The sequence below is a fragment of the Rhizobium sp. SG570 genome (assembly GCF_012275345.1).
Taxonomy (GTDB): domain Bacteria; phylum Pseudomonadota; class Alphaproteobacteria; order Rhizobiales; family Rhizobiaceae; genus Rhizobium; species Rhizobium lusitanum.
On the sequence record NZ_JAAZQI010000001.1, the window covers coordinates 171,100 to 192,900 of the forward strand.

Annotated in this window: 12 protein-coding genes; all 12 read right to left on the reverse strand. The window is 61.1% G+C overall.

The genetic code is table 11. The annotated features are described in order from the left end of the window. Positions 1–19: 19 nt before the first annotated feature. Positions 20–508 (reverse strand): MaoC family dehydratase, encoded by a 489-nt coding sequence (locus FHT28_RS00830; RefSeq protein WP_047555313.1) that lies wholly within the window; start codon positions 506–508, stop codon positions 20–22. Between the two features lie 68 nt (positions 509–576). Further along, positions 577–2,547, reverse strand: a complete 1,971-nt coding sequence (gene glgX / locus FHT28_RS00835) for a glycogen debranching protein GlgX (protein ID WP_168595350.1) — start codon at positions 2,545–2,547, stop codon at positions 577–579. Between the two features lie 210 nt (positions 2,548–2,757). Then, entirely contained in the window at positions 2,758–4,386 is a 1,629-nt protein-coding gene (locus tag FHT28_RS00840; RefSeq protein ID WP_047555315.1) for an alpha-D-glucose phosphate-specific phosphoglucomutase, read from the reverse strand. A gap of 4 nt (positions 4,387–4,390) precedes the next feature. Continuing rightward, a complete protein-coding gene (gene glgA / locus FHT28_RS00845; protein ID WP_168595351.1) occupies positions 4,391–5,833 on the reverse strand; it encodes a glycogen synthase GlgA in 1,443 nt (480 codons plus the stop codon). 3 nt (positions 5,834–5,836) lie between these two features. After that, the gene (gene glgC / locus FHT28_RS00850) at positions 5,837–7,099 is read right to left on the reverse strand and encodes a glucose-1-phosphate adenylyltransferase (RefSeq protein ID WP_034503413.1); all 1,263 of its coding nucleotides are present in this window, start codon (positions 7,097–7,099) and stop codon (positions 5,837–5,839) included. Between the two features lie 26 nt (positions 7,100–7,125). Then, the gene (glgB, locus tag FHT28_RS00855) at positions 7,126–9,333 is read right to left on the reverse strand and encodes a 1,4-alpha-glucan branching protein GlgB (RefSeq protein ID WP_037196355.1); all 2,208 of its coding nucleotides are present in this window, start codon (positions 9,331–9,333) and stop codon (positions 7,126–7,128) included. Beyond that, on the reverse strand, positions 9,330–11,792 hold the full coding sequence (locus tag FHT28_RS00860) for a glycogen/starch/alpha-glucan phosphorylase (RefSeq protein WP_037196357.1): 2,463 nt from the start codon (positions 11,790–11,792) through the stop codon (positions 9,330–9,332). The genes glgB and FHT28_RS00860 overlap by 4 nt, the downstream gene beginning before the upstream one ends. Before the next feature lie 296 nt (positions 11,793–12,088). Beyond that, the gene (locus FHT28_RS00865; RefSeq protein WP_168595352.1) at positions 12,089–13,333 is read right to left on the reverse strand and encodes a pilus assembly protein; all 1,245 of its coding nucleotides are present in this window, start codon (positions 13,331–13,333) and stop codon (positions 12,089–12,091) included. Between the two features lie 134 nt (positions 13,334–13,467). Continuing rightward, positions 13,468–14,349 (reverse strand): transglutaminase family protein, encoded by an 882-nt coding sequence (locus FHT28_RS00870; RefSeq protein WP_037196359.1) that lies wholly within the window; start codon positions 14,347–14,349, stop codon positions 13,468–13,470. Between the two features lie 4 nt (positions 14,350–14,353). Next, entirely contained in the window at positions 14,354–16,771 is a 2,418-nt protein-coding gene (locus FHT28_RS00875; RefSeq protein WP_168595353.1) for a circularly permuted type 2 ATP-grasp protein, read from the reverse strand. Positions 16,772–16,784: 13 nt separating this feature from the next. Next, on the reverse strand, positions 16,785–20,105 hold the full coding sequence (locus tag FHT28_RS00880) for a transglutaminase family protein (protein ID WP_047555318.1): 3,321 nt from the start codon (positions 20,103–20,105) through the stop codon (positions 16,785–16,787). Positions 20,106–20,286: 181 nt separating this feature from the next. Beyond that, positions 20,287–21,714, reverse strand: a complete 1,428-nt coding sequence (locus FHT28_RS00885; protein ID WP_037196362.1) for a mannose-1-phosphate guanylyltransferase/mannose-6-phosphate isomerase — start codon at positions 21,712–21,714, stop codon at positions 20,287–20,289. Positions 21,715–21,801 lie beyond the last annotated feature (87 nt).

Below are 21,801 nucleotides of genomic sequence, written 5' to 3' on the forward strand. Positions count from 1 at the left end.
GGCTCCGCATCCCGGCTGGTCAGGCTTCTACCGGCCGATCCTTCGGATCGAACTGCGATATGGTCGTCCATGTCGCAGTCAATGCCGGCTTGCGTTCATTCTCGATTTCGACCGTCACATCATAGGTTAGCATCAGCATATTGGCGCCGCGCAGCCGGGTTTCGGCGAGCATGAAACGGCCGCGCACGCGCGCGCCGCATTTGACCGGCGACATGAAACGGATCTTCTCGAAGCCGTAGTTGATGCCCATGGTCTGCTCGCGGATCTTAGGCAGGGCGCTGTAGTTCAGCGCCGAGAGTAGCGAGAGCGTCAGAAAGCCATGCGCGATGGTACCGCCATAGGGCGTTTCCGCTTTAGCGCGCTCGGGATCGACGTGGATGAACTGGTGATCGTGCGTCGCGTCGGCGAAGGTATCGATCATAGTCTGGTCGACCGCGAGCCAATCGGAAATGCCGATCTCCGTTCCCACACGTTTCATGATTTCAACAAGCGAGATATCGCCGGGCATTCCCATCCTCGTCAGTCTAAGGGGTCAATGGCCCTTTCTGGCGAATTGGGACAGAAAGTGCAACCGGGTCAAAATTCGACGAAGAAACTGACGGAGCGGGCGGGGATCGTGATCTGCTCGTCGGCTGATGGTTCACCCGACGGGCTCAACAGCGACCAACCGCCTTTTTCGGATGGTGGCAGCGTGGTGTGGAGTTCGTCGGCTGCGCGATTGAGGAGGATGGCGAGTCGCACTGGCCGACCGGCTTCTTGGTCTTGCGTCTCGATTGCCATGCCGAGCACGTCGGCTGCCGGTGCATCCCAGTCCGGCACGGACATCGGCGTACCCGCGGCGGAAAACCAGAGGATGTCGCCGTCCCCCTTGAAGAAGTCCATATCGCTGAAGGCGCTGAAGCGGCGGCGCAGGCCTGCAAGCCACGCCGTGTGGCCGATCAGATCCTCATCGAGGGCTGACCAGTCCATCCAGGTGATGGCATTGTCCTGGCAATAGGCATTGTTGTTGCCTTGCTGGCTGCGACCGCCTTCGTCGCCGGCCGTCAGCATGATCGTGCCGCGCGTGGCAAAGAGCGTCGAAAGCATCGCTTCGACGTCGGCGCGGCGCTTGTTCTGGATGGTCTGGTCGTCCGTCTTGCCTTCGGCGCCGTTGTTCCAGGAGAAATTCTCGTTGTGGCCGTCGCGGTTGTTCTCGCCGTTGGCTTCATTGTGCTTTTCGGCATAGGAGACGAGGTCCATCAGCGTGAAGCCGTCATGGGCGGCGAGGAAGTTGACGCTGCGCGTCTGCGTGCGGCCGTCGCGGCCGAAGATGGAGGAGGAGCCGGCAAGGATCGTCGCCAGATCGCCGATCCTGCTGTCACCGCGCCAGAAGCGGCGGAGATCATCGCGGGCGCGGTCGTTCCATTCGAGAAAAGGTGCTGGAAAATTCCCTAGCTGATAACCGCCGGGACCAATGTCCCAGGGTTCGGCGATGAGGATGCGATCCTGAAGTACGTCATCCGCCAGCATGGTGCGCAGTGTCATGCTTTCGGGATCGAACCCCTTGGTGCCGCGCCCGATCACCGTGGCGAGGTCGAAGCGGAAACCGTCGATGCCGGCGTGCTGGACGAAATGGCGGAGGCTGTCGATGATGAGCTTGCGCGTCGCCGGCTGGTCGCAGGCGACGGTATTGCCGGTGCCTGTGTCGTTGACCAGCGTGCCGGGCTGATCCGGCAGATGACGGAAATAGGTTGGGTTGTCGAGGCCGCGCAGCGATAGCGTCGGCCCCTGGCGATCGCTTTCGCCCGTGTGGTTGAAGACGAGATCGAGGATGACTGCGATCCCCTCGGCATGGAGGGCCGCGACCGTCTCGCGCAACTCCGTGATACCGCCGGGCACGAGACGCGGGTCGAGCGCCATGAAGGCGACGGGATTGTAGCCCCAGCCGTTGGTGAGACCGAGCGGCGGCAGGTGCCGTTCGTCGATCCAGGCGGTGATCGGCATCAGCTCGATGGCGTTCACCTGGAGGCGCTTGAGATGGGCGATGATGGAGGGATGGGCGAGGGCGCCGAGCGTGCCGCGCTTTTCCACCGGCACGTCCGGATGCAGCATGGTGAACGGCTTGACGGCGATCTCGTAGATCAGGCCGCCCGGCTGAAACAGCGGCTTGGCCGGGGCAACAGTGACATCGCGTGAGACGATCGCCTTTGGCATGAGATCCTGCGTGTCTTCGCCGAAGGTTCCGAGGCGCGGATCGTATCGGAACGGCCGGTCGATCTCCTTGGCATAGGGATCGATCAGCAGTTTGGACGGATCGAACCACAAGCCTTGGTCGGGATCGTATGTGCCGTGGGCGCGCAGGCCATAGCGCATGCCCTCCTTGGCACCCTTGACGAAAAGGCGATGCTCGTCGCCGTCGCGGGTCAATGGCAGGCGCGAGATTTCCTTCTTGCCCTCGGCATCGAACAGGCAAAATTCGATCCGTTCGGCATGTCTGGACCAGACGGCAAATTCAATGCCCGTTTCGGTGAGGGTAGCGCCAAGGCAGCGGATTGTCGGCTCTGACATGTCTGGCGGGCTTTCCGGATCGCTAGAGATGGTTCCCTCTCCCTGCTTGCGGGGAGAGCTGGGGTGAGGGGCAGAGCGTCCGGCAAGTTCTGCGGTCGCGGCGAATTTTGAGAAGGCCCCTCATCCGACCAGTCGCCGCTTCACTTCATTCGGCGGCTCCCAGCCACCTTCTCCCCGCAAATGTGGGGGAGAAGGGCTTAATCCGTAGGTTCAGGTGATAACAGTCGGGGCGTCGCGGCCGGTGCGGCCCTTGATGTCAGCGATTTCCTGGGCTGCGGTGATGAGGTCTGCGAGCGCTTCCTGCGTCTCGATGTTGTGACGGGTCGGGTCGGGCTCGTAGCGTTCGATGTAGACGCGCAGGGTCGCGCCCGTCGTGCCGGTGCCAGACAGGCGGAAGACGACGCGGGAGCCGCCCTCGAACAGGATGCGGATGCCCTGATGCTGGCTGACGGACTTATCGACCGGATCGTGATAGGCGAAGTCGTCGGCGGCGGAAACAGTGAGATCGCCATACTTCGTGCCCGGCAGGGTCGGCAGCTTCTCGCGCAGCGCGGCAATCAGGCCGTTGGCGGCATCGGTGTCGACGCCTTCATAGTCGTGGCGGGAATAATAGTTGCGGCCGTAGGTGGCCCAATGCTGCGTGACGATATCGACGACGCTTTCGCCGCGCACGGCGAGAATGTTGAGCCAGAGCAGCACAGCCCAAAGGCCGTCCTTTTCGCGAACGTGGTTGGAGCCGGTGCCCGAGCTTTCCTCGCCGCAGATCGTCGCCATGCCGGCATCGAGCAGGTTGCCGAAGAATTTCCAGCCGGTCGGGGTTTCGTACATGCCAATGCCGCGCTTTTCGGCGACGCGGTCGGCAGCACCGCTGGTCGGCATGGAGCGGGCGATACCGGCGATGCCGTGCGAATAACCGGGCGCGAGGTTAGCGTTGGCCGCGAGGATCGCCAGACTGTCCGACGGCGTGACGTAGATGCCCTTGCCGATGATCAGGTTACGGTCGCCGTCGCCATCCGATGCCGCGCCGAAGTCGGGCGCATCGTCGCCCATCATCTCGTCGTAGAGCTCCTTGCAGTGGACGAGGTTCGGGTCAGGGTGATGGCCGCCGAAGTCGGGCAGTGGCAGGAAGTTGCGCACCGATCCATCGGGCGCCCCGAGGCGGATCTCGAAGATCTCCTTGGCGTAGGGCCCGGTGACCGCGCTCATCGCATCGAAGCAGAGGCGGAAGCCGAGGCTGATCAGGTTGCGGATGGCGCCGAAATCGAACAGCTCCTCCATCAGGGCAGCGTAGTCTTCGACGGGGTCGATGACAGAAACGATCATGCCGCCGATATCTTCGCGGGCGATGCGGTCGAGATTGATGTCCGGAAAATCCGATATCTTGTAGCTGTCGATGACCTTGGAGCGCTCGTAGATGGCATCCGTGATCTTTTCCGGCGCCGGGCCGCCATTGCCGATATTGTACTTGATGCCGAAATCTTCGGTCGGGCCACCGGGATTGTGGCTGGCCGACAATATGATGCCGCCGAACGCCTTGTACTTGCGGATGATGTGCGAGGCAGCGGGCGTCGAGAGGATGCCGCCCTTGCCGACCATCACTTTGCCGAAGCCGTTTGCGGCGGCCATCTTGATGGCCTTCTGAATGACGTCGCGATTGTAGTAACGGCCGTCGCCGCCGATGACCAGGCACTTGCCCTGATAGCCTTCGAGCGAATCGAAAATCGATTGAATGAAGTTTTCCGCGTAATTCGGCCGCTGGAATTCGGGAACCTTCTTTCGCAGGCCCGAGGTGCCGGGTTTCTGATCCGCGTAGGGGGTGGTGGATACGGTTTTAATCATCGGGTTAAGCGCCTCTCGAGACAAGACTGGAGTAGAGAGCGGCGTAGCGTTCTGCGCTTCTGCCCCAGGATACGTCGGATTTCATGCCCTGCTTTTGCATCTGCGTCCAGACCTTTCGATCCTGGAAAAGGTGCATGGCACGGCGCATGGCTTGCAGCAGCCCTCCGGCAGTGACGGGCGAAAACTGAATGCCGGTCGCGACTTTGGCCTGCAGCGCGGCGTGGTTGGCGTCGATAATGGTATCGTTGAGCCCGCCCGTACGCGCGACAATCGGCAGACAGCCATAGCGTAAGCCATAAAGCTGCGTGAGGCCACAGGGTTCGAAACGCGAGGGGATGATAATCGCGTCGCAACCGCCCTGCATGATATGCGACATCGGCTCGTTATAGCCGGCCGACACCCCGACGCGGCCGCGATGGCGGCCGGCTGCGGCGAACAACGCGCCTTCCAGCGCTGCATCACCGGCGCCCAGGATGGCGAGCTTGCCGCCCATGTGAACGATCTCGCTGGCGACGCCGGCCAGAAGATCCATGCCTTTCTGCCAGGTGAGGCGGCTGACGACGCAGAAGATCGGCCCATCATCGTGGTCGAGCCCGAAGTATTCGATGACGCGCTCGCGGTTGACAGCGCGGTCCTTGAGTGTCGCGGCGCTATAGGTCTGCGCGATCATCGCGTCGGTCGCAGGGTTCCAGATGTCGTCGTCGATGCCGTTGACGATGCCGTGGAGGCTGTTCGCCCTGCTGGCGATGACGCCCTCAAGACCCATGCCGAATTCCGGCGTCAGGATTTCCTCGGCATAAGACGGGCTGACGGTGGTCAGCGCATGGGCCGTCTGCAGGCCGCCCTTTAGGAAGCCGACATCGCCGTAATATTCGACGCCTTCCATGGAAAAGGCGTGCGCCGGCAAGCGCAGGCCGGGGAAGATGCTGGGGCCGAATTGACCCTGAAAGGCAATGTTGTGGATCGTGAGCACACTCGGCAGTTCCGGCGTCGGATAGTAGCGCATGTAGACCGGCACGAGGGCGGATTGCCAGTCATGGGCATGCACCAGATCCGGCTGCCAGCCGGGCAATCGGCCGGCAGCGATTTCTGCGCCGGCCAGCGACAAGGCGGCGAAACGCCGCCAGTTGTCGGGGTAATCCCTTCCCGTGGCATCGACATAGGGTCCGCCGGTGCGGCTGTAATAGGCCGGCGCATCGAGCACGAGGAAGGAAATGCCGCCATGCTCGACTTCCAGTACGGTCGCCTGTTCGCCGAGCAGATCGGTGAATTCAAGGCGAACCACTGGGTTGCGAATGGCTTTCATCACCGCGGGATAGCCCGGGATGAGGGTCTTGGTTTCGACACCATAGGGTCTCAGTGCAATGGGCAGGGCGCCGGCCACATCGGCCAGGCCCCCCGTCTTGATCAGGGGGAAAACCTCGGATGCAACCGAAAGGACCTTCATGCCTCAGATATCCAGCTTGTCGATCATCGTCTGGGTGATCAGGCAGATACCACTTTCCGTGCGGCGCCAGCGCTTGGCGTCCAGTTCCGGATCCTCGCCGACGATCAGGCCCTCCGGAATGGTGACGCCATGGTCGATGACGACATTCTTGAGCTGCGCTCGGCGGCCGACCTTGACGCTCGGCAGCACCACGGCTCCCTCCAGCTTGGAGTAGGAGTTGGCGCGCACGCCGGTGAACAGCAGGCTGTTGTAGAGGCTCGCGCCTGAAATGATGCAGTCGCCGGCGACAACGGAGGAAACAGCCGAACCGCGGCGGTCCTCGTCGTCATGGACGAATTTGGCCGGCGGGCTGATTTCCGCGTAGGTCCAGATCGGCCAGGACTTGTCATAGATGTCGAGTTCCGGCACCACGGCGGTCAGGTCGATATTGGCCTGCCAGTAGGCGTCGATCGTGCCGACGTCGCGCCAATAGGCCTCGCGCTCGAAATCAGAGCGGACGCAGGATTGCGCGAAGCGGTGCGCGACGGCTTTGCCGTTCTTGACGATGTAGGGAATGATGTCCTTGCCGAAGTCGCGGCTGGAGTTGGGGTCGGCGGCATCACGTTTCAGGCATTCGATCAGGAACTTCGTGTGGAAGACGTAGATGCCCATCGAGGCCAGCGCGAAATCCGGATTGCCGGGGATGCCGGGCGGATCAGCGGGCTTCTCGACAAAGTCGATAATCTGGTCTTTTTCGTCGACGTGCATGACGCCGAAGCCGACGGCTTCCATGCGGGGCACTTCGAGGCAGCCGATGGTGACATCAGCGCCAGAATCGACGTGCTGCTGCAGCATCCATTCATAGTCCATCTTGTAGATGTGGTCGCCGGCGAGGATGACCATGTATTCCGGGCCATAAGGCTCGATGATGTCGATGTTCTGGTAGACCGCGTCGGCCGTGCCTTCATACCACTGCGTTTCCGACACGCGCTGCGAGGCCGGCAGGATATCGAAACTTTCGTTTCGCTCGGGCCGGAAGAAGTTCCAGCCGCGCTGCATATGGCGGATCAGCGAGTGCGCCTTGTACTGGGTGGCGACACCGATGCGGCGGATACCAGAGTTGAGTGCGTTGGACAGGGCGAAATCGATGATTCGGGTCTTGCCGCCGAAGTAGACGGCCGGCTTCGCGCGGCGGTCGGTGAGTTCCTTTAATCGGCTGCCTCGACCCCCGGCAAGAACGTAGGCCATGGCGTCGCGTGCCAGCGGCTGGAAACGTTTTTCTACCATTTTATTCCTCCCTGTCGGTAATGATCTCAAAATTCCGGTTCGAGCATGATGGTCGCCAACGGAGGCAGCGTTATCGTCGCCTGTACGCCTCCGCCCGCGTTGACGGCCTGGACACGCCCGCCGTTCCCCTTGCCGCTGCCGCCATAAATGTCGGCATCGGTGTTCAGTATTTCACGCCACCGCCCCTCCGCCGGCAAGCGCAACGTATAATTCTCGCGGTAAACTGGCGTAAAATTGGTGATGACCGCAACCGGTTTTTCACCGGGTGCCTTGCGCAGCCAGGCGAAGACCGAATTCTCGAAATCATCGACGATTAGCCATTCGAAGCCATCGCCCTCGCAGTCGCGGGCATGCAACGCCGGTTTGCTGCGATAGGTGAAGTTGAGATCGCGCACGAGGCGCCGCATGCCTTCATGCATGCGATATTGCAGCAGGTTCCAATCCAGCGCCCGCTCTTCGCTCCATTCGCTCCACTGTGCGAATTCCTGACCCATGAACAGCAGCTTCTTGCCGGGATAGCCCCACATGAAGGCATAGAAGGCACGCAGGTTGGCGAATTTCTGCCAGTCGTCGCCGGCCATCTTGGCAATCAGCGATCCCTTGCCGTGCACCACTTCGTCATGGGAGAGCGGCAGGACGAAGTTTTCCGAGAAGGCATAGATCAGGCCGAAGGTCAGCTCATTGTGGTGGTACTTGCGGTGCACGGCCTCGCGGGAGAGATAGCTCAGCGTGTCGTGCATGAAGCCCATGTTCCACTTGAAGCCGAAGCCGAGGCCGCCTTCGTGGACCGGCTGCGACACTTTCGGCCAGGAGGTGGATTCCTCGGCAATGGTCATGACGCCCGGATGCGCGCCGTAGACCCTCGCATTCATCGACTGGAGAAAACGGACCGCCTCGAGGTTCTCGTTGCCGCCATATTCGTTCGGGATCCATTCGCCGTGCTTGCGCGAATAATCCAGGTAGAGCATGGAGGCAACGGCATCGACGCGCAAACCGTCCAGGTGGTACTTTTCCGCCCAGAAGAGCGCATTGTTCTCGAGATAGGAGAGAACTTCGGTACGGCCGAAATTGTAGATCGCCGTATTCCAATCGGGATGAAAACCCTTGCGCGGGTCTTCATGCTCATAGAGCGCCGTGCCGTCGAACCAGCGAAGGCCATGCTCGTCGGTCGGGAAATGCGCCGGCACCCAATCGAGGATGACGCCGATGCCGACCTTGTGGCAGCCGTTGACGAAGCGGGCAAAACCTTCCGGCTCGCCGAAACGGGCCGTTGGTGCATAGAGGCCGGTGGTCTGATAGCCCCAGGACGGATCGTAGGGATGCTCGGTGATCGGCAGGAACTCGATATGGGTGAAGCCCATATCGACGCAATAGGGTATCAAGCGCGAGGCGAGCTCGTCCCAGGACAGCATGGAACCGTCGTCGCGGCGCTGCCAGGAGCTTGCATGGACCTCATAGATGCTGATGGGCTGACGGCGCTGGTCGACGCTCGCCCAATGCTCGCGATGGGCCGCATCCTCCCAGACCTGGGTCAATTCGTTGGCCGTGACGGAAGCGGTCTTCGGGCGCAATTCGCTCCGGCGGGCAAAGGGATCGGCCTTCAGCGGCAGCACAACGCCGTCCTTGCCGCGGATTTCGAACTTGTAGGCTACGCCGGCCGGCACATCCGGCGCAAAGATCTCCCAGATGCCGGAATCCGATCGGTAGCGCATGACGTGCCGACGGCCATCCCAATTATTGAAGTCGCCGACGACAGAAACGCGCTGGGCGTTCGGCGCCCAGACGGCGAAATGAAAGCCCTGGACGCCCTCATGCTTCATGGGATGGGCGCCCATCTTGTCGAACAGCCGCAAATGTGTGCCCTGGCGAGCGAAATAGTCATCCATCGGTCCGAGAACCGGGCCGAAGCTGTAGGGGTCGGTCACCGCCCATTCGGCATCGCCGCGCCGGGCGCGATAGCGCACCGGTTGCTGCTTGGTAAGTTTCACATCGCCGGAAAAGAAGCCCGCCGGATCAAGGCAATCCAGCTCGCCGATGACGGAACCGTCCAGTGCCATGGCGGTCACGGCCTCGGCGCCAAGAATGAAGCAGCGGGCCACAAACCCATCATCCGTCCGATGCACGCCGAGAACGGCGAACGGGTCCGAATGCGTGCCTGCGAGAATTGCAGCAATTTCGTCTGCCGAAATGTCCCTCAAGCTTGTGCCGTCAGCGGGTCTTTTCGGCTTTTTCATCCGGCTCTCCAAATTTCCTTGGCATATTGACGGATCGTCCGGTCGGAGGAGAACCAGCCCATGCGAGCGGTGTTGTTGATCGTCTTGGCATACCACTCGGACGGATCGGCCCAGAGTATATCGACTTCGCGCTGAGCGGAGGCATAGGCGTCGAAATCGGCGGCGACCATGAACCAGTCATGGCTGTAGATGCCCTCAATCAGGGCGGTATAGCGATTGCGGTCGTCGGGAGAGAAGACGCCCGACGCGATGGCCGCAAGCGCTTGCGACAGCTCGCGCGAGCGTTCGATGACGGCGCGGGGGTCATGGCCGTCGCTACGCAGGCTGGCGACTTCGTCCGCCTTGAGGCCGAAGATGACGATGTTGTCCTCGCCGACATTGTCACGCATTTCGACATTGGCGCCGTCCAGCGTGCCAATCGTCAGCGCGCCGTTGAGGCCGAACTTCATGTTGCCGGTGCCGGAGGCTTCCATGCCCGCGGTCGAAATCTGCTCGGAGAGATCGGCGGCCGGAACCATGACTTCGGCCAGCGAGACATTGTAATTCGGCACGAAGACGACCTTCAGCAGGCCGCGCACCGACGGGTCATTGTTGATGACGCGGGCGACGTCGTTGATCAGCTTGATGATGAGCTTTGCATTGTGGTAGCTCGGCGCCGCCTTGCCGGCGAAGAGCTTGACGCGCGGCTGCCAATCCAGCTCGGGATGCGAACGGATCTGATCGTAGAGCGCTACGGTTTCGATAATGTTCAGAAGCTGGCGCTTGTATTCGTGGATGCGCTTGATCTGAATGTCGAACATTGCATTCGGATCGAGCTTGATGCCCATCCGGCTGGCCACGAGATTGGAAAGCTGCACCTTGTTGGCGCGCTTGACGGCGGCGAATTTCTCCTGGAAGGCGCTGTCCCGGGCGAACTTGTCCAGCGGCTTCAGCTTCTCGGCATCGTCGAGGAATTCATCGCCGATGGCCTCGCGAATGAGGCCGGTCAGGCCGGGATTGCACTGCATCAGCCAGCGGCGCGGCGTGATGCCGTTCGTCTTGTTGTTGATGCGGTCCGGATAGAGCTTGTGCAGGTCGGCGAAGACGGTGACCTTCATGAGGTCGGTGTGCAGTGCGGAAACGCCGTTGATCGAATGCGAACCGACAAAGGCGAGATTGCCCATGCGCAGACGCCGGTCACCGTTCTCGTCAATCAATGAAATCGAGCGGATTTCCGAGTCGCTGAAATTGCGGGCCTTGCGGGCTTCGACGAGGATCTTGGCGTTGATGGCGTAGATGATCTGCATGTGGCGCGGCAGGAGCCGTTCGAACAGCGGCACGGGCCAGCTTTCCAGCGCTTCCGGCAGAAGCGTGTGATTGGTGTAGCCGAAGGTATTGCGGGTGATATCCCAGGCCTTGTCGAATTCGAAGCCATGAATATCGACCAGCAGGCGCATCATTTCGGCGACGGAGACGGCCGGATGCGTATCGTTCAGCTGGATCGCGACCTTGTCGGCCAGATTGGTCAGATCGTCATATTGCTGCAGATGGCGGCGAATAATGTCCTGCAGCGAGGCCGACGAGAAGAAAAACTCCTGGCGCAGGCGCAACTCCTGGCCGGCGGGCGTCCCATCGGCCGGATAGAGAACACGCGTCAGACTCTCGGCCTTGTTGCTCTCCCGGAGCGCGCCGATGTGGTCGCCGGCATTGAAGGCGTCGAGCAGGATCGGATCGATCGGTTGAGCCGACCAGAGACGCAACGTGTTGACGCGCTTAGCACGCCAGCCGACGACGGGCGTATCGAATGCAGCAGCAATCACGCGTTCGGCCGGCTTCCACACATAGCGAGGCTGATCGTCATGGCCGCTGACTGTTTCGACACCGCCGCCGAAGCCGATTTCATAGGAGCTTTCCTGGCGTTCGAATTCCCAGGGATTGCCGTGGGCGAGCCATGTTTCCGGCAATTCCACCTGCCAGCCGTCGGCCATCTGCTGACGGAACAGGCCGTGCACGTAACGAATGCCATAGCCATAGGCCGGCACTTCGACGGTCGCCATGGATTCCATGAAACAGGCGGCCAGACGGCCAAGGCCGCCATTGCCGAGTGCGGCGTCCGGCTCAAGGCCGGCGATGACGCGGACATCGACGCCGAGTGAAGCCAGCGCGTTGGTGATTTCCTCCATCAGGCCGAGATTGGAGACGGCATCGCGCATCAGGCGGCCGATCAGGAATTCGAGAGATAGATAGTACACGCGCTTGGCGCCGGTCTCATAGACCTTGCGGGTCGATTCCATCCATCTGTCGATAACGCGGTCGCGAATGACGAGGATCGTCGCGGTCAGCCAATCGTGCGGCTTGGCCACTTTCGCATCCTTGCCGATGCGGTAGGTCAGGCGTTCGATGATTTCTTCCGCGAGGATTTCAGGGCGGGAACTGCGGGGCGCTGGAACGGGGAGATCGGCCTTCGTCAAGTTATTCATACTATCAACTCTCGCCATTTGTGTTTTATATTCAGAGTGTTATGTCTGAATAAAGCAAATTGCCTTTCCGTTTCACTATCACTTTACGCACCGATGTAAAGCAGTTGCAACAGGTGAATGACGCGGATGCGAAAATAGCGAGCCAACGCTTCCGAGGCGGTGAAAGGACTTGATTTCGATTGTTTTTCCGGCTCTTATCGACAGATTGATCGACAAGAAAAAGCCGCTCCAGAGCAATCTGGAGCGGCTTTTGTTTTTCGTGATCTGTCCAGGCTGCCGGTGCTTGGCGAAAGCGGTTATTTGGTCAGGAGGGTGATTTGCTTCGATGCCTGAGCGCCGATGGTCTTAAAGGCGGCGAGCAGATCAGCAGCACTCTGTGGCGTGAAGTAGTCCGAGGTTGTCGTAGCGCAGTATTTCAGCAATGCCTGACCATTTGCGGGCGCCATGAAGGCAATCGTATAGACGTGAATACTATTGCTGCGAGCCTTATCACATTGAATCTTGGTATTCGCATCGGCGTTTGGCTGGTTATTGTCCCCGTCCGTCATAAAGACGATGTACATTGTTGGATTGATCACGCCGCTCTTATTCTTGTGTAACAGCTGCTCGTTCGTCAGTCCGGGCGAGGTGGATGGCTTGGTAAGTGCATCTACCGCCGCGGTAAACGCAGGCGCTGAGTTCGTCGTACCGCTTGAAGTCAAGTTGTTGACATATGTCGTAACTTCAGTCGTGCCCCATGCTAGAGACGTCGGAGTTTGGGCGACGGAGTTATAAGAGTCTGCGCCTGTGCGGACGTACATCATATTCGGATCGGCGCTGTTCAATTGTGCAGCTAGATCGGATGTCGCAATCTTTAGCGATTGCATTTTGGTGTAGTAGTTCGCTTGAGTGCCGGTGCAGGTGCTCGTAACTTTCTTGCCATGCGAATTGGTCGTCGTGCAGGAGTAGGTGTATGTTGTTGTTGGTTGCTCTGCGTTGACCGTATTCGTGGCTTCGTCCATCGAACCGGAGCGGTCTAGGACAAAATACATGGATAATGCATTCTTTTGTACATCGGGGGACGCCCCACTTGTTGATGTGCTCGATGCGGCAATGTTCATTGAACTCTGGCCTAGCAAGCGCGTTAGGCCATTCACGAGCATTGGATACGAGGCACTCACAACGACCGAGTAACCGGCGTTCCCTAAGGAATCGGTGGTTTTCGTTATCTGGGTGTTGATGCCCGCCTTGAGTGAGTTGGTTGTGTCCGTTTCTCCGGCGAGATAGTTCGACATCTGGCCGACGATGAAGTTGCTGGCGAGATCCTTTGCGGTCGTCGTCGTGGCGGTGCCATTAGCGAGCGCTGTTGCGGTAGCAAGCGCCGCAGAATCCGTAGCCTCTTGGAGCTCGCTGTGCGACAGCGACATGTTTGTTATGTCGATTGCCATGCCGGCGGCTGCGGCCAACACCGGCACCGCAATCGCTGTAAGGATGCCGAAATTTCCCGCCTTATCACGTAGAAGTTGTTTTAAGGTGCGAAGTTTATCCGAACCGGAGATCATCATGTCCGCCTGTTGGAGAGAGTTAAAGGCCTTAAGAATGGGCGGGACTATCGGTCACAAATATTAGGCGACCGTTTAAGCGGCAGTTCGAAATTTAACAAACTGCCGGATCGGTCTCATTTTGGCTTGGTTTATTACTGTTTTACCGGAACGACATCCACGGCCTGGACGGTTTTCTGGCTGCCATAGCCCTTGAGCACGCCGATGACCGGCGCGACATCGGAATAATCGCGGCCATAGGCGACGACGATATGATCGGTTCCGGCGGGAATATTGTTCGTCGGATCGAGCTCGATCCAGCCCGCGGTTTCTCCGCACCAGACGCGCACCCAGGCATGCATGGCGTCTGCTCCCTCCAGCCGCTCCTTGCCCGGCGGCGGGATGGTGCGCAGGAAGCCGCTGACGTAGCCGGCCGGGATGCCCAGGCTGCGCAGCGCGATGATCATCACATGCGAGAAATCCTGGCAGACGCCGCGTTTCAGGCGGAAGGCCTCCTTGGGCGTGGTATCGACGGTGGTCGCCTTCGCATCGTAGACGAAATCCTTGTGGATCTGGGAGCAGATCGCATGGGCGATCTGCATGGTTGTCAGGTTCGTCGTCTTCCATTGCCTGCTGTAGCTGGCGATTTCGCCTGTTTCGGGCAGGCGGGGGCTGCTGGCGAGGAAATGGTGCGGCGAGGAGGGGTCGACCGACCAGCAGTCGCTGACCTCATCGGGCAGTTTGGCGAGCAAGGGCGAGAAGTCGGCCGCGACGGGCTGGCTCTCCACCTGGACGCGCGCCTGCATGCGGATATCAAGCTTCTCGTGCGGATCGCGCACCAGGATCGATGTTGCCGAATGCTGGAAGAAATCGGTGAAATTCGATTGCTCGTCCGGATGCGGCGTAACCTTCAGCGAGCCGGCGATCAGCCGCTGACGGTTGGTCAGCGACAGCGGCAGCAAACGCACGATGTGACGCGCGCCGCTGGCCGGCGCGTCGTAGATATAGCCCATGTGCAGCGACAGGTCGTATAGCATCACATCATCCGAGATAAGTTCGGGCCAGCAGGTCCGAGAGGCGTTCCAGCTCGCGTTCCAGCCGCTGATAGACCTCGCCGGTCATCGTTTCCGGCGTCATGACCGCAAGGCCCGAATGCAGCCGCATGGCTTCGCGATAGAAGGGCGACATCTGACCGTTGACGAAGGCGTTCGGCAATTGCTCCACTTCGCGGTGGATCTCGTTCATCTGGAAGAGGATCGAGCGTGGGTTGAGCGGATCGAGCGCCAGAAGGTCGGTCACCGTCAGGCGCGCCGTGTTGACGTTGTAGCGGCGGCGGTGGGTCATGACGCTGTCGCCGATTTCGAGCAGCATGTCGAGCGCGCCATCGGGCGCCTCGGGACCGGACATATGGCCGAGAAGCCGCGTCATGTGCAGCCCGCGCTCGATATAGCGGCCGAGCGACAGGAAGCGCCAGCCGGTGAAGCGATACATGTTCTCGTGCACGAGGCCGGCAAAACCCGCAAGCTTGCGCAAGAGGATCGTCATGGCGTGGCTGGCGTCGTCGCCGTGCTTCACCCTCTCCTTGAAACGGCGGGCGGTCTTGGCAAGATCGGTCAGCGCCAGCCAGCCGTCCGGGGAAAAGCGGTCGCGAATGTTGCTGGCCGAGTAGACGGCGCTGTCGATGTTGCGCAGCAGGCTTTCCGGTACGGCTTTCTCGGTGTCTATGTCGATGGCGGCCAGATAGGCGGTGACGTCGGCGAGCAGCGGCTGGTTGGGATCGGCGGCTTCGGCGAAGCGCCCATGCCAGGCGCGCAGGATGCGCAAGGCCCCCTCGGCCCGCTCGATATAGCGGCCGAGCCAGAAAAGATTGTCGGCTGCGCGGCTTGGCAGGCTGCCCGGCATGTTGCGGGTGAAGGTCTCTTCCGCCGGCAGCAGCGTGTGGGCTTCCACAGGCTTGTCGGAGACGATCCAGACGTCGGCGGCCGAGCCGCCCGCCTGCATGGCAATGGCGGCGACATCATCACCACTGCCGATGCGGGCAAAGCCGCCCGGCATGATCTGCCAGCCGTTGTCCGTGCGGGCGGCGAAGACGCGCAAGCTCATCGGCCGTGGTATCAGCTTGCCGTTGACCCAGGCCGGCGTCGTCGAAAGGGTGACGACTTCCTGGCCGACCAGCTTATGACCGTCGGTCGCCAGCCAGTCGGCGATCGAGTCGCGGGCGGTGCTGCGCAGCGTCGAGCCCAGCACCGATTGGCCGCTGTCGTCGAAGAAGGGCATGCGGGAATAGGCCGGGCCGATCACCATCTTCTCGATATTGGTCGCGACATGCTGGCGCTCGCTCTTCTGGCCGCACCACCAGGTGGCGATCGACGGTAGTTTCAGCTCTTCGCCGCGCAGATGCCGACAGATGGTGGGCATGAAGGCAAGCAGGGCGCGGGTTTCGAGAATGCCGGAGCCGAGGGCATTGACGATTGAGACGGTCTGCGCCCGCAGCGCCTCCACCAAGCCCGGCGTGCCGATATGGGAGTGCTGATTGAGCTCCAGCGGATCGGCGTAGGAGGCGTCGAGGCGACGCCAGAGCACGCTGATCGGCCGCAGCCCGGCCACGGTGCGCACCATCAGCTGGTCGTTGACGACGGTGATGTCCTCGCCCTCGAGCAGCATGAAGCCGAGATAGCGGGCGATATAGGCGTGTTCGTAATAGGTTTCGTTGGCCGGGCCCGGCGTCAGAACGGCGACGCGTCCTTCAGTGCCGTGCTTGTCGCCAAGCAAGGCATCGCGAAAGGCGCCGAAGAAGGAGGCGAGGCGGTGCACCCTGGTTTCGGCATAGATGTCCGAGAAGGCGCGGGTCGTGGCAACGCGGGTTTCGAGCGCAAAGCCGGCGCCGGACGGCGCTTGGGTTCGATCGGCCAGCACCCACCAGTTGCCGTCAGGACCGCGGCCGATCTCGAAGGCCAGGAAGTGCAGATAGTGACCGTTCGCAGGCGTGACGCCGACCAGCGGCCGCAGGAATTCCGGATTGCCGGCGATCAGGGCCGGCGGCAACAGACCTTCGTTTACCAATCGGTTGTCGCCGTAGATGTCGGCAATGACCTCTTCAAGCAGGTCGGCGCGCTGGCGCAGGCCCTCGGAGAGCGTCTGCCATTCGCGCTCGTCGATCAGCACCGGGATATGGGAAATAGGCCATTCGCGCTCGCTGACGCCTGTCGCTCCATAGGCGCGATAGAAAACGCCGGCATCGCGCAGGTAGCGATCGGCGCGAGCGAAACGCTCCATCAGCTCCTGTTCCGACATGCGGCTCAGCGCTGACAGCAGGTTCCGCCAGACCGGCCGCACGGCGCCGGTATTGTCGACCATCTCGTCGGCAACGCCGGGCAGCGCGCTATAGGCAAAGGCCGGATCGTTGCCGATGCCAGCCTTTACCTCGTTGCGCCGTTCCGCTGCCGGTTTTCTAGCCATGCATATTTCCGCTTCAAATTCCCGCCGGCCGTCTGAGGTCGAGCGTCAGCGGGAATTCCGCCGATACCGCCTCCGGCCGCAGGCCGTAGCCGCCAGCCGTATGCCCCCAAGGTTCGAATCGCGCAAGGCGTCGCGCTTCGGCCTCGTTGCCGTTGACGGGAAAAACGTCATAGTTCCGGCCACCCGGATGGGCAACATGATAGATGCAGCCGCCGATCGAACGGCGTGACCATGTATCATAAATGTCGAAGGTCAGTGGCGTATCGGTGGGCAAAACCGGATGCAGGCCCGAAGCCGGATGCCATGCCTTATAGCGGACGCCGGCGACAGAAACGCCCGAGGCGCCTGTCGACGTCAACGGCATCGGGCGCCCGTTGCAGGACACTGTGTAGCGCGTGGGGTTGCTGGTTTCGAGCCGTACCTGCAAGCGCTCCACCGACGAGTCGACGTATCGGACTGTACCTCCAATCGCGCCCTCCTCGCCCAGCACATGCCAAGGCTCCAGCGCCTGGCGCAGTTCCAGCTTGTTGCCTTCGTATTCGACCTCGCCGCAGAAGGGAAAGCGGAATTCCAGCTGCGCCTGGAACCATTCGGAACGCAGATCGAAGCCGTTTTCACGGAGATCGGCGAGCACATCGAGGAAATCCTGCCAGACATAGTGCGGCAGCATGAAACGATCGTGCAGCGTCGTGCCCCAGCGCACGAACTTGCCGTCGATCGGATTGCGCCAGAAGCGGGCGATGAGGGCGCGCACCAGCAATTGCTGGGCAAGGCTCATGCGGGCATTGGGCGGCATTTCGAAGCCGCGGAACTCGACCAGACCGAGGCGCCCCGTTGGGCCATCCGGCGAAAACAGCTTGTCGATGCAGATTTCCGAGCGATGGGTGTTGCCGCTGGAATCGGTCAGAAGATTGCGAAACAGGCGGTCGACAAGCCAGGGCAGGGGCGGAATGCCATGACCGGGCGCCGGCACCTGGGCTATCGCGATTTCCAGCTCGTAGAGGCTGTCGTGGCGCGCTTCGTCGATGCGCGGGGCCTGGCTGGTCGGGCCGATGAACAGGCCGGAAAAGAGGTAGGAGAGCGAGGGGTGTCGCTGCCAGTGCAGCACCAGGCTCTTCAGCAGGTCAGGACGGCGCAGGAACGGGCTGTCGTTCGGATTGGCACCGCCGACCACGACATGGTTACCGCCGCCGGTGCCGGTGTGGCGGCCGTCGATCAGGAACTTGTCGGTGCCGAGACGCGTCTGCCAGGCCTCTTCGTAAACCGCCGTCGTGATGTCGACGCATTCCTGCCAGCTCGATGCGGGATGGACGTTGACCTCGATCACGCCGGGATCGGGTGCGACGCGGATGACGTTGATGCGCTCGTCCTGCGGCGGCGGATAGCCTTCGATATGCACCGGCAGCCCGAGCTCAGCAGCCGCATTCTCGGCGGCGGCCAAAAGTTCGAGATACTGCTCTATCCCCTCGGTCGGCGGCATGAAGACACACAGCCGGCCGTCGCGCGGCTCGACCGAGATGGCCGTGCGTACAGCACCTCGGATATCGCCGAGCGTCTGTTCGACGCGCGATTGCCCGCTTTCGTCGGCCTGGAACGAGGCTTCCGGCATGGCGCGGCCCGCCGGCACGATGACGTCGGGCAAGGGCGTGCGCGGAATGGAGGGGTCGACGGTATGGATATAGGGATAACGCGATGGCGGCACATAGGGCAGGGTGCCGAGCGGCAGGCGGTAGCCGATCGGCGAGTCGCCCGGCACCAGGTAGATCTTGCCGCGGCGCGTACGCCATTTCTCGCTGACCCAACGCGTGCCCGAGGCCCGTGCATTCCAGGCCTGCACGGGAAGAACATAGCCGGTCGCCGTCGTCAGGCCGCGCTCGAAGACGCGGGCGATGCGGCTGCGCTCCTCCGGGTCCTTCAGTTTCGAATTGGACGGGTCGACGTTTTCCGGCAGGCTGCCTTCCTTGATGATCCATTCGGCCGGGTCTTCATAGGCCGGCAGCACCATGTCGGGGTCGATCGCCAACTCCTTGGCAATTGCGCTCAGAAGCTTCCCAGCATCGTCCGCAGTTGCGCCGGTCTTGGCGGTCTCTTGCGCGATCAAGGCCGGGTTTTGCCAGACGGGCTTGCCGTCCTTGCGCCAGTAGAGCGAGAAGGTCCAACGCGGCAGGCTTTCGCCCGGATACCATTTGCCCTGGCCGTAATGCAGGAAGCCACCGGGCGCGAAGCGATCGCGCAGGCGGCGGATCAGCTGATCCGCCCTGTCGCGCTTGGTCGGGCCGACGGCGGCTGTGTTCCATTCCTCCGATTGGAAATCGTCGATCGAGACGAAAGTCGGCTCGCCGCCCATGGTCAGGCGCACGTCGTCTTCCTTGAGAATGCGATCGACCTGATTGCCGAGCGCATTCAGCGCATCCCAGCTTTCGTCGGAGAATGGTTTGGTGATGCGCGGATGCTCGGCGACGCGCACGACCTTCATGTCGAAATCGAATTCGGTGTTGGCTTCGCCGAAATAGCCGCCGGAGATCGGAGCGGCATTGCGGTAATGCGGCGTGGCGGCGAGCGGAATATGGCTCTCGCCGGTGAGCAGCCCCGAGGTCGGGTCTAGGCCGACCCAGCCGGCGCCGGGAAGATAGACTTCCGTCCAGGCATGCAGATCGGTGAAATCGACTTCGGTGCCGGAGGGGCCGTCGAGCGCTTTAAGGTCCGGCTTGAGCTGTATGAGGTAGCCGGAAACGAAGCGGGCGGCGAGGCCGAGATGGCGGAGAACCTGAACGAACAGCCAGCTCGAGTCGCGACAGGACCCTCTCGCCGTTTCCAGGGTCTCCTCCGGCGTCTGGACGCCTGCTTCCATGCGGATGACGTAGCCGATTTCTCTTTGCAGTCTTGCATTGATGCCGACGATCATGTCGACGGTCGGCTGTTCGGAGCGGTCGAGCGTGTCGAGGAAGGCCTGCAGGCGGGGGCCGGTTTCTTCCGGCGTCATATAGATCGACAGATCCTCGCGGATCGTCTCGGGATAGGCGAAGGGCCATTTGGTGGCCTCCTCTTCGACGAAGAAGTCGAAGGGATTGTAAACGGTCATATCGGCAACGAGATCGACCTCGATCTTCAGCTCGGTCACCGGATCGGGAAAGACGAAACGGGCGAGGTAATTGCCGTAGGGATCCTGTTGCAGGTTCACGAAATGATTTGACGGCGTGACCTTCAGCGAGTGGCTGAGAACGCGGGTCTTGGAATGAGATGCAGGTTTCAGGCGAATGATCTGAGGGCCGAGGCGGATCGGATTGTCGTATTTGTAATGGGTGAGATGATAGATGCTTGCCTTGATCGCCATATGTCTCTTTGCCTTGCCCGCATCGTTGTGCGGTGGTTGCTGTTCCCAAAGGCAGTGTGTGCAATGCAGCGAGAGAATGCAAGACATCTCGGTGGACAGCCAAAGTCTTGTCGCACAATACCAAAATAAAAACGGCGGGTTTGCGCCCGCCGTTTCGAAATCTTTGTTTTACTGCGGGAATTCAGCTTCTGCCGAATTCGTCGACCAGGCGGATGATATCGTCTTCGCCGAGATAGGAGCCCGTCTGCACTTCGATCAGTTCGAGCAGGATCTTGCCGGGGTTGGAGAGACGGTGCACTTCGCCAAGCGGGATATAGATCGATTCGTTTTCGCGCAGCATCTGCACGTTCTCGCCAACAGTCACTTCCGCCGTGCCCTTGACGACGATCCAGTGCTCGGAGCGATGGTGATGCTTCTGCAACGACAGCTTCTTGCCCGGCAGCACGAAGATGCGCTTGACCTGGAAGCGCTCGCCGTTCAGCACCGAGGTATAGCCGCCCCAGGGGCGATAGGATGTCGGATGCGTCTCGGTGAGCTTGGCGGTCTTCTTCTCGCTCGCCAAGAGCTTCACGAGCTTGCCGACTTCCTGGCTATCCTTGAGATGGCCGACATAGACGGCGTCTTCGCTGGCGATAACGGCGACGTCCTCAAGGCCCTGCACGGCTATATGGAGGCTGTGCGACATCACGAGTGAGTTCTTGGTGTTGACCAGCGTCGTGGAACCGGCAGAGACGTTGCCGCTTTCATCGCGATTGCCGACCTTCCAGACTGCATCCCAGCTGCCGAGATCGGACCAGGTGAAGGGCGAGGGTACGACGGCTGCATTGGCCGTCTTTTCCATCAGCGCATAGTCGATGGAGATATCGGGGCTCTTGGAGAAATGATCTGCATCCAGGCGGGTGAAATCGAGATCGCGTGTCGATTTGGAAACGGCCTTGCTGGCGGCCTTTTCGACATCGGGTGCATATTCCTTCATCTCGGCAAGAAGCTGGGCAGCCGAGAACATGAACATGCCCGAGTTCCAGTAGAAGCTGCCGTTTGCAACCATCTCCTGGGCTTTTTCCAGCGCCGGCTTCTCGACGAAGCGCTTGACGGCATGGGCACCGGTCGGCAGCGCCTTGCCGCTTTCGATGTAGCCGTAACCGGTCGCGGGCTCGGTCGGTGTGATGCCGAAGGTGACGAGCTTGCCTTGGAGTGCCGTATCGCGAGCCAGACGCACGCAGTCGTAGTAGGTCGCGTTGGCGTGGATCTCATAGTCGGAGCCGAGGACGTGCATGATCGCGTCCTTGCCGAAAAGATCGGTGATGAGTGCGGCGGCGGCGGCGACGGCGGCAGCCGTATTGCGGGCGACCGGCTCCAACAGCACGGCGGCCAGCTTAAGGTCCAGTTCGCGTGCCTGCTCGGCGACGAGGAAGCGGAACTCCTCGTTGGTGAGGACGATCGGCGCCTCGTAGAGTTCCGGATCCGAAACGCGTTCCAGCGTATTCTGAAACAGCGTTCTGTCGCCGATGAACTGGATGAATTGCTTCGGGGCGGAGGCGCGCGAGAGCGGCCATAGACGCGTGCCCTTGCCACCTGCCATGATCACCGGAACGATTTTGGCTGCCATGCTCTGCCTCTCCTAGACACTTCATTCGGGAGCTTATCGCGAAAGATCGCAACTTTTGCGTTCCTCGCTCACGCTTCTTGGACAACT

Excerpts from the sequence above, each read along its gene's own strand:
- FHT28_RS00830 (WP_047555313.1), bottom strand. The coding sequence starts at position 508 with ATGCCCGGCGATATCTCGCTTGTTGAAATCATGAAACGTGTGGGAACG.
- glgX (WP_168595350.1), bottom strand. The coding sequence starts at position 2,547 with ATGTCAGAGCCGACAATCCGCTGCCTTGGCGCTACCCTCACCGAAACG.
- FHT28_RS00840 (WP_047555315.1), bottom strand. The coding sequence starts at position 4,386 with ATGATTAAAACCGTATCCACCACCCCCTACGCGGATCAGAAACCCGGC.
- glgA (WP_168595351.1), bottom strand. The coding sequence starts at position 5,833 with ATGAAGGTCCTTTCGGTTGCATCCGAGGTTTTCCCCCTGATCAAGACG.
- glgC (WP_034503413.1), bottom strand. The coding sequence starts at position 7,099 with ATGGTAGAAAAACGTTTCCAGCCGCTGGCACGCGACGCCATGGCCTAC.
- glgB (WP_037196355.1), bottom strand. The coding sequence starts at position 9,333 with ATGAAAAAGCCGAAAAGACCCGCTGACGGCACAAGCTTGAGGGACATT.
- FHT28_RS00860 (WP_037196357.1), bottom strand. The coding sequence starts at position 11,792 with ATGAATAACTTGACGAAGGCCGATCTCCCCGTTCCAGCGCCCCGCAGT.
- FHT28_RS00865 (WP_168595352.1), bottom strand. The coding sequence starts at position 13,333 with ATGATCTCCGGTTCGGATAAACTTCGCACCTTAAAACAACTTCTACGT.
- FHT28_RS00870 (WP_037196359.1), bottom strand. The coding sequence starts at position 14,349 with ATGCTATACGACCTGTCGCTGCACATGGGCTATATCTACGACGCGCCG.
- FHT28_RS00875 (WP_168595353.1), bottom strand. The coding sequence starts at position 16,771 with ATGGCTAGAAAACCGGCAGCGGAACGGCGCAACGAGGTAAAGGCTGGC.
- FHT28_RS00880 (WP_047555318.1), bottom strand. The coding sequence starts at position 20,105 with ATGGCGATCAAGGCAAGCATCTATCATCTCACCCATTACAAATACGAC.
- FHT28_RS00885 (WP_037196362.1), bottom strand. The coding sequence starts at position 21,714 with ATGGCAGCCAAAATCGTTCCGGTGATCATGGCAGGTGGCAAGGGCACG.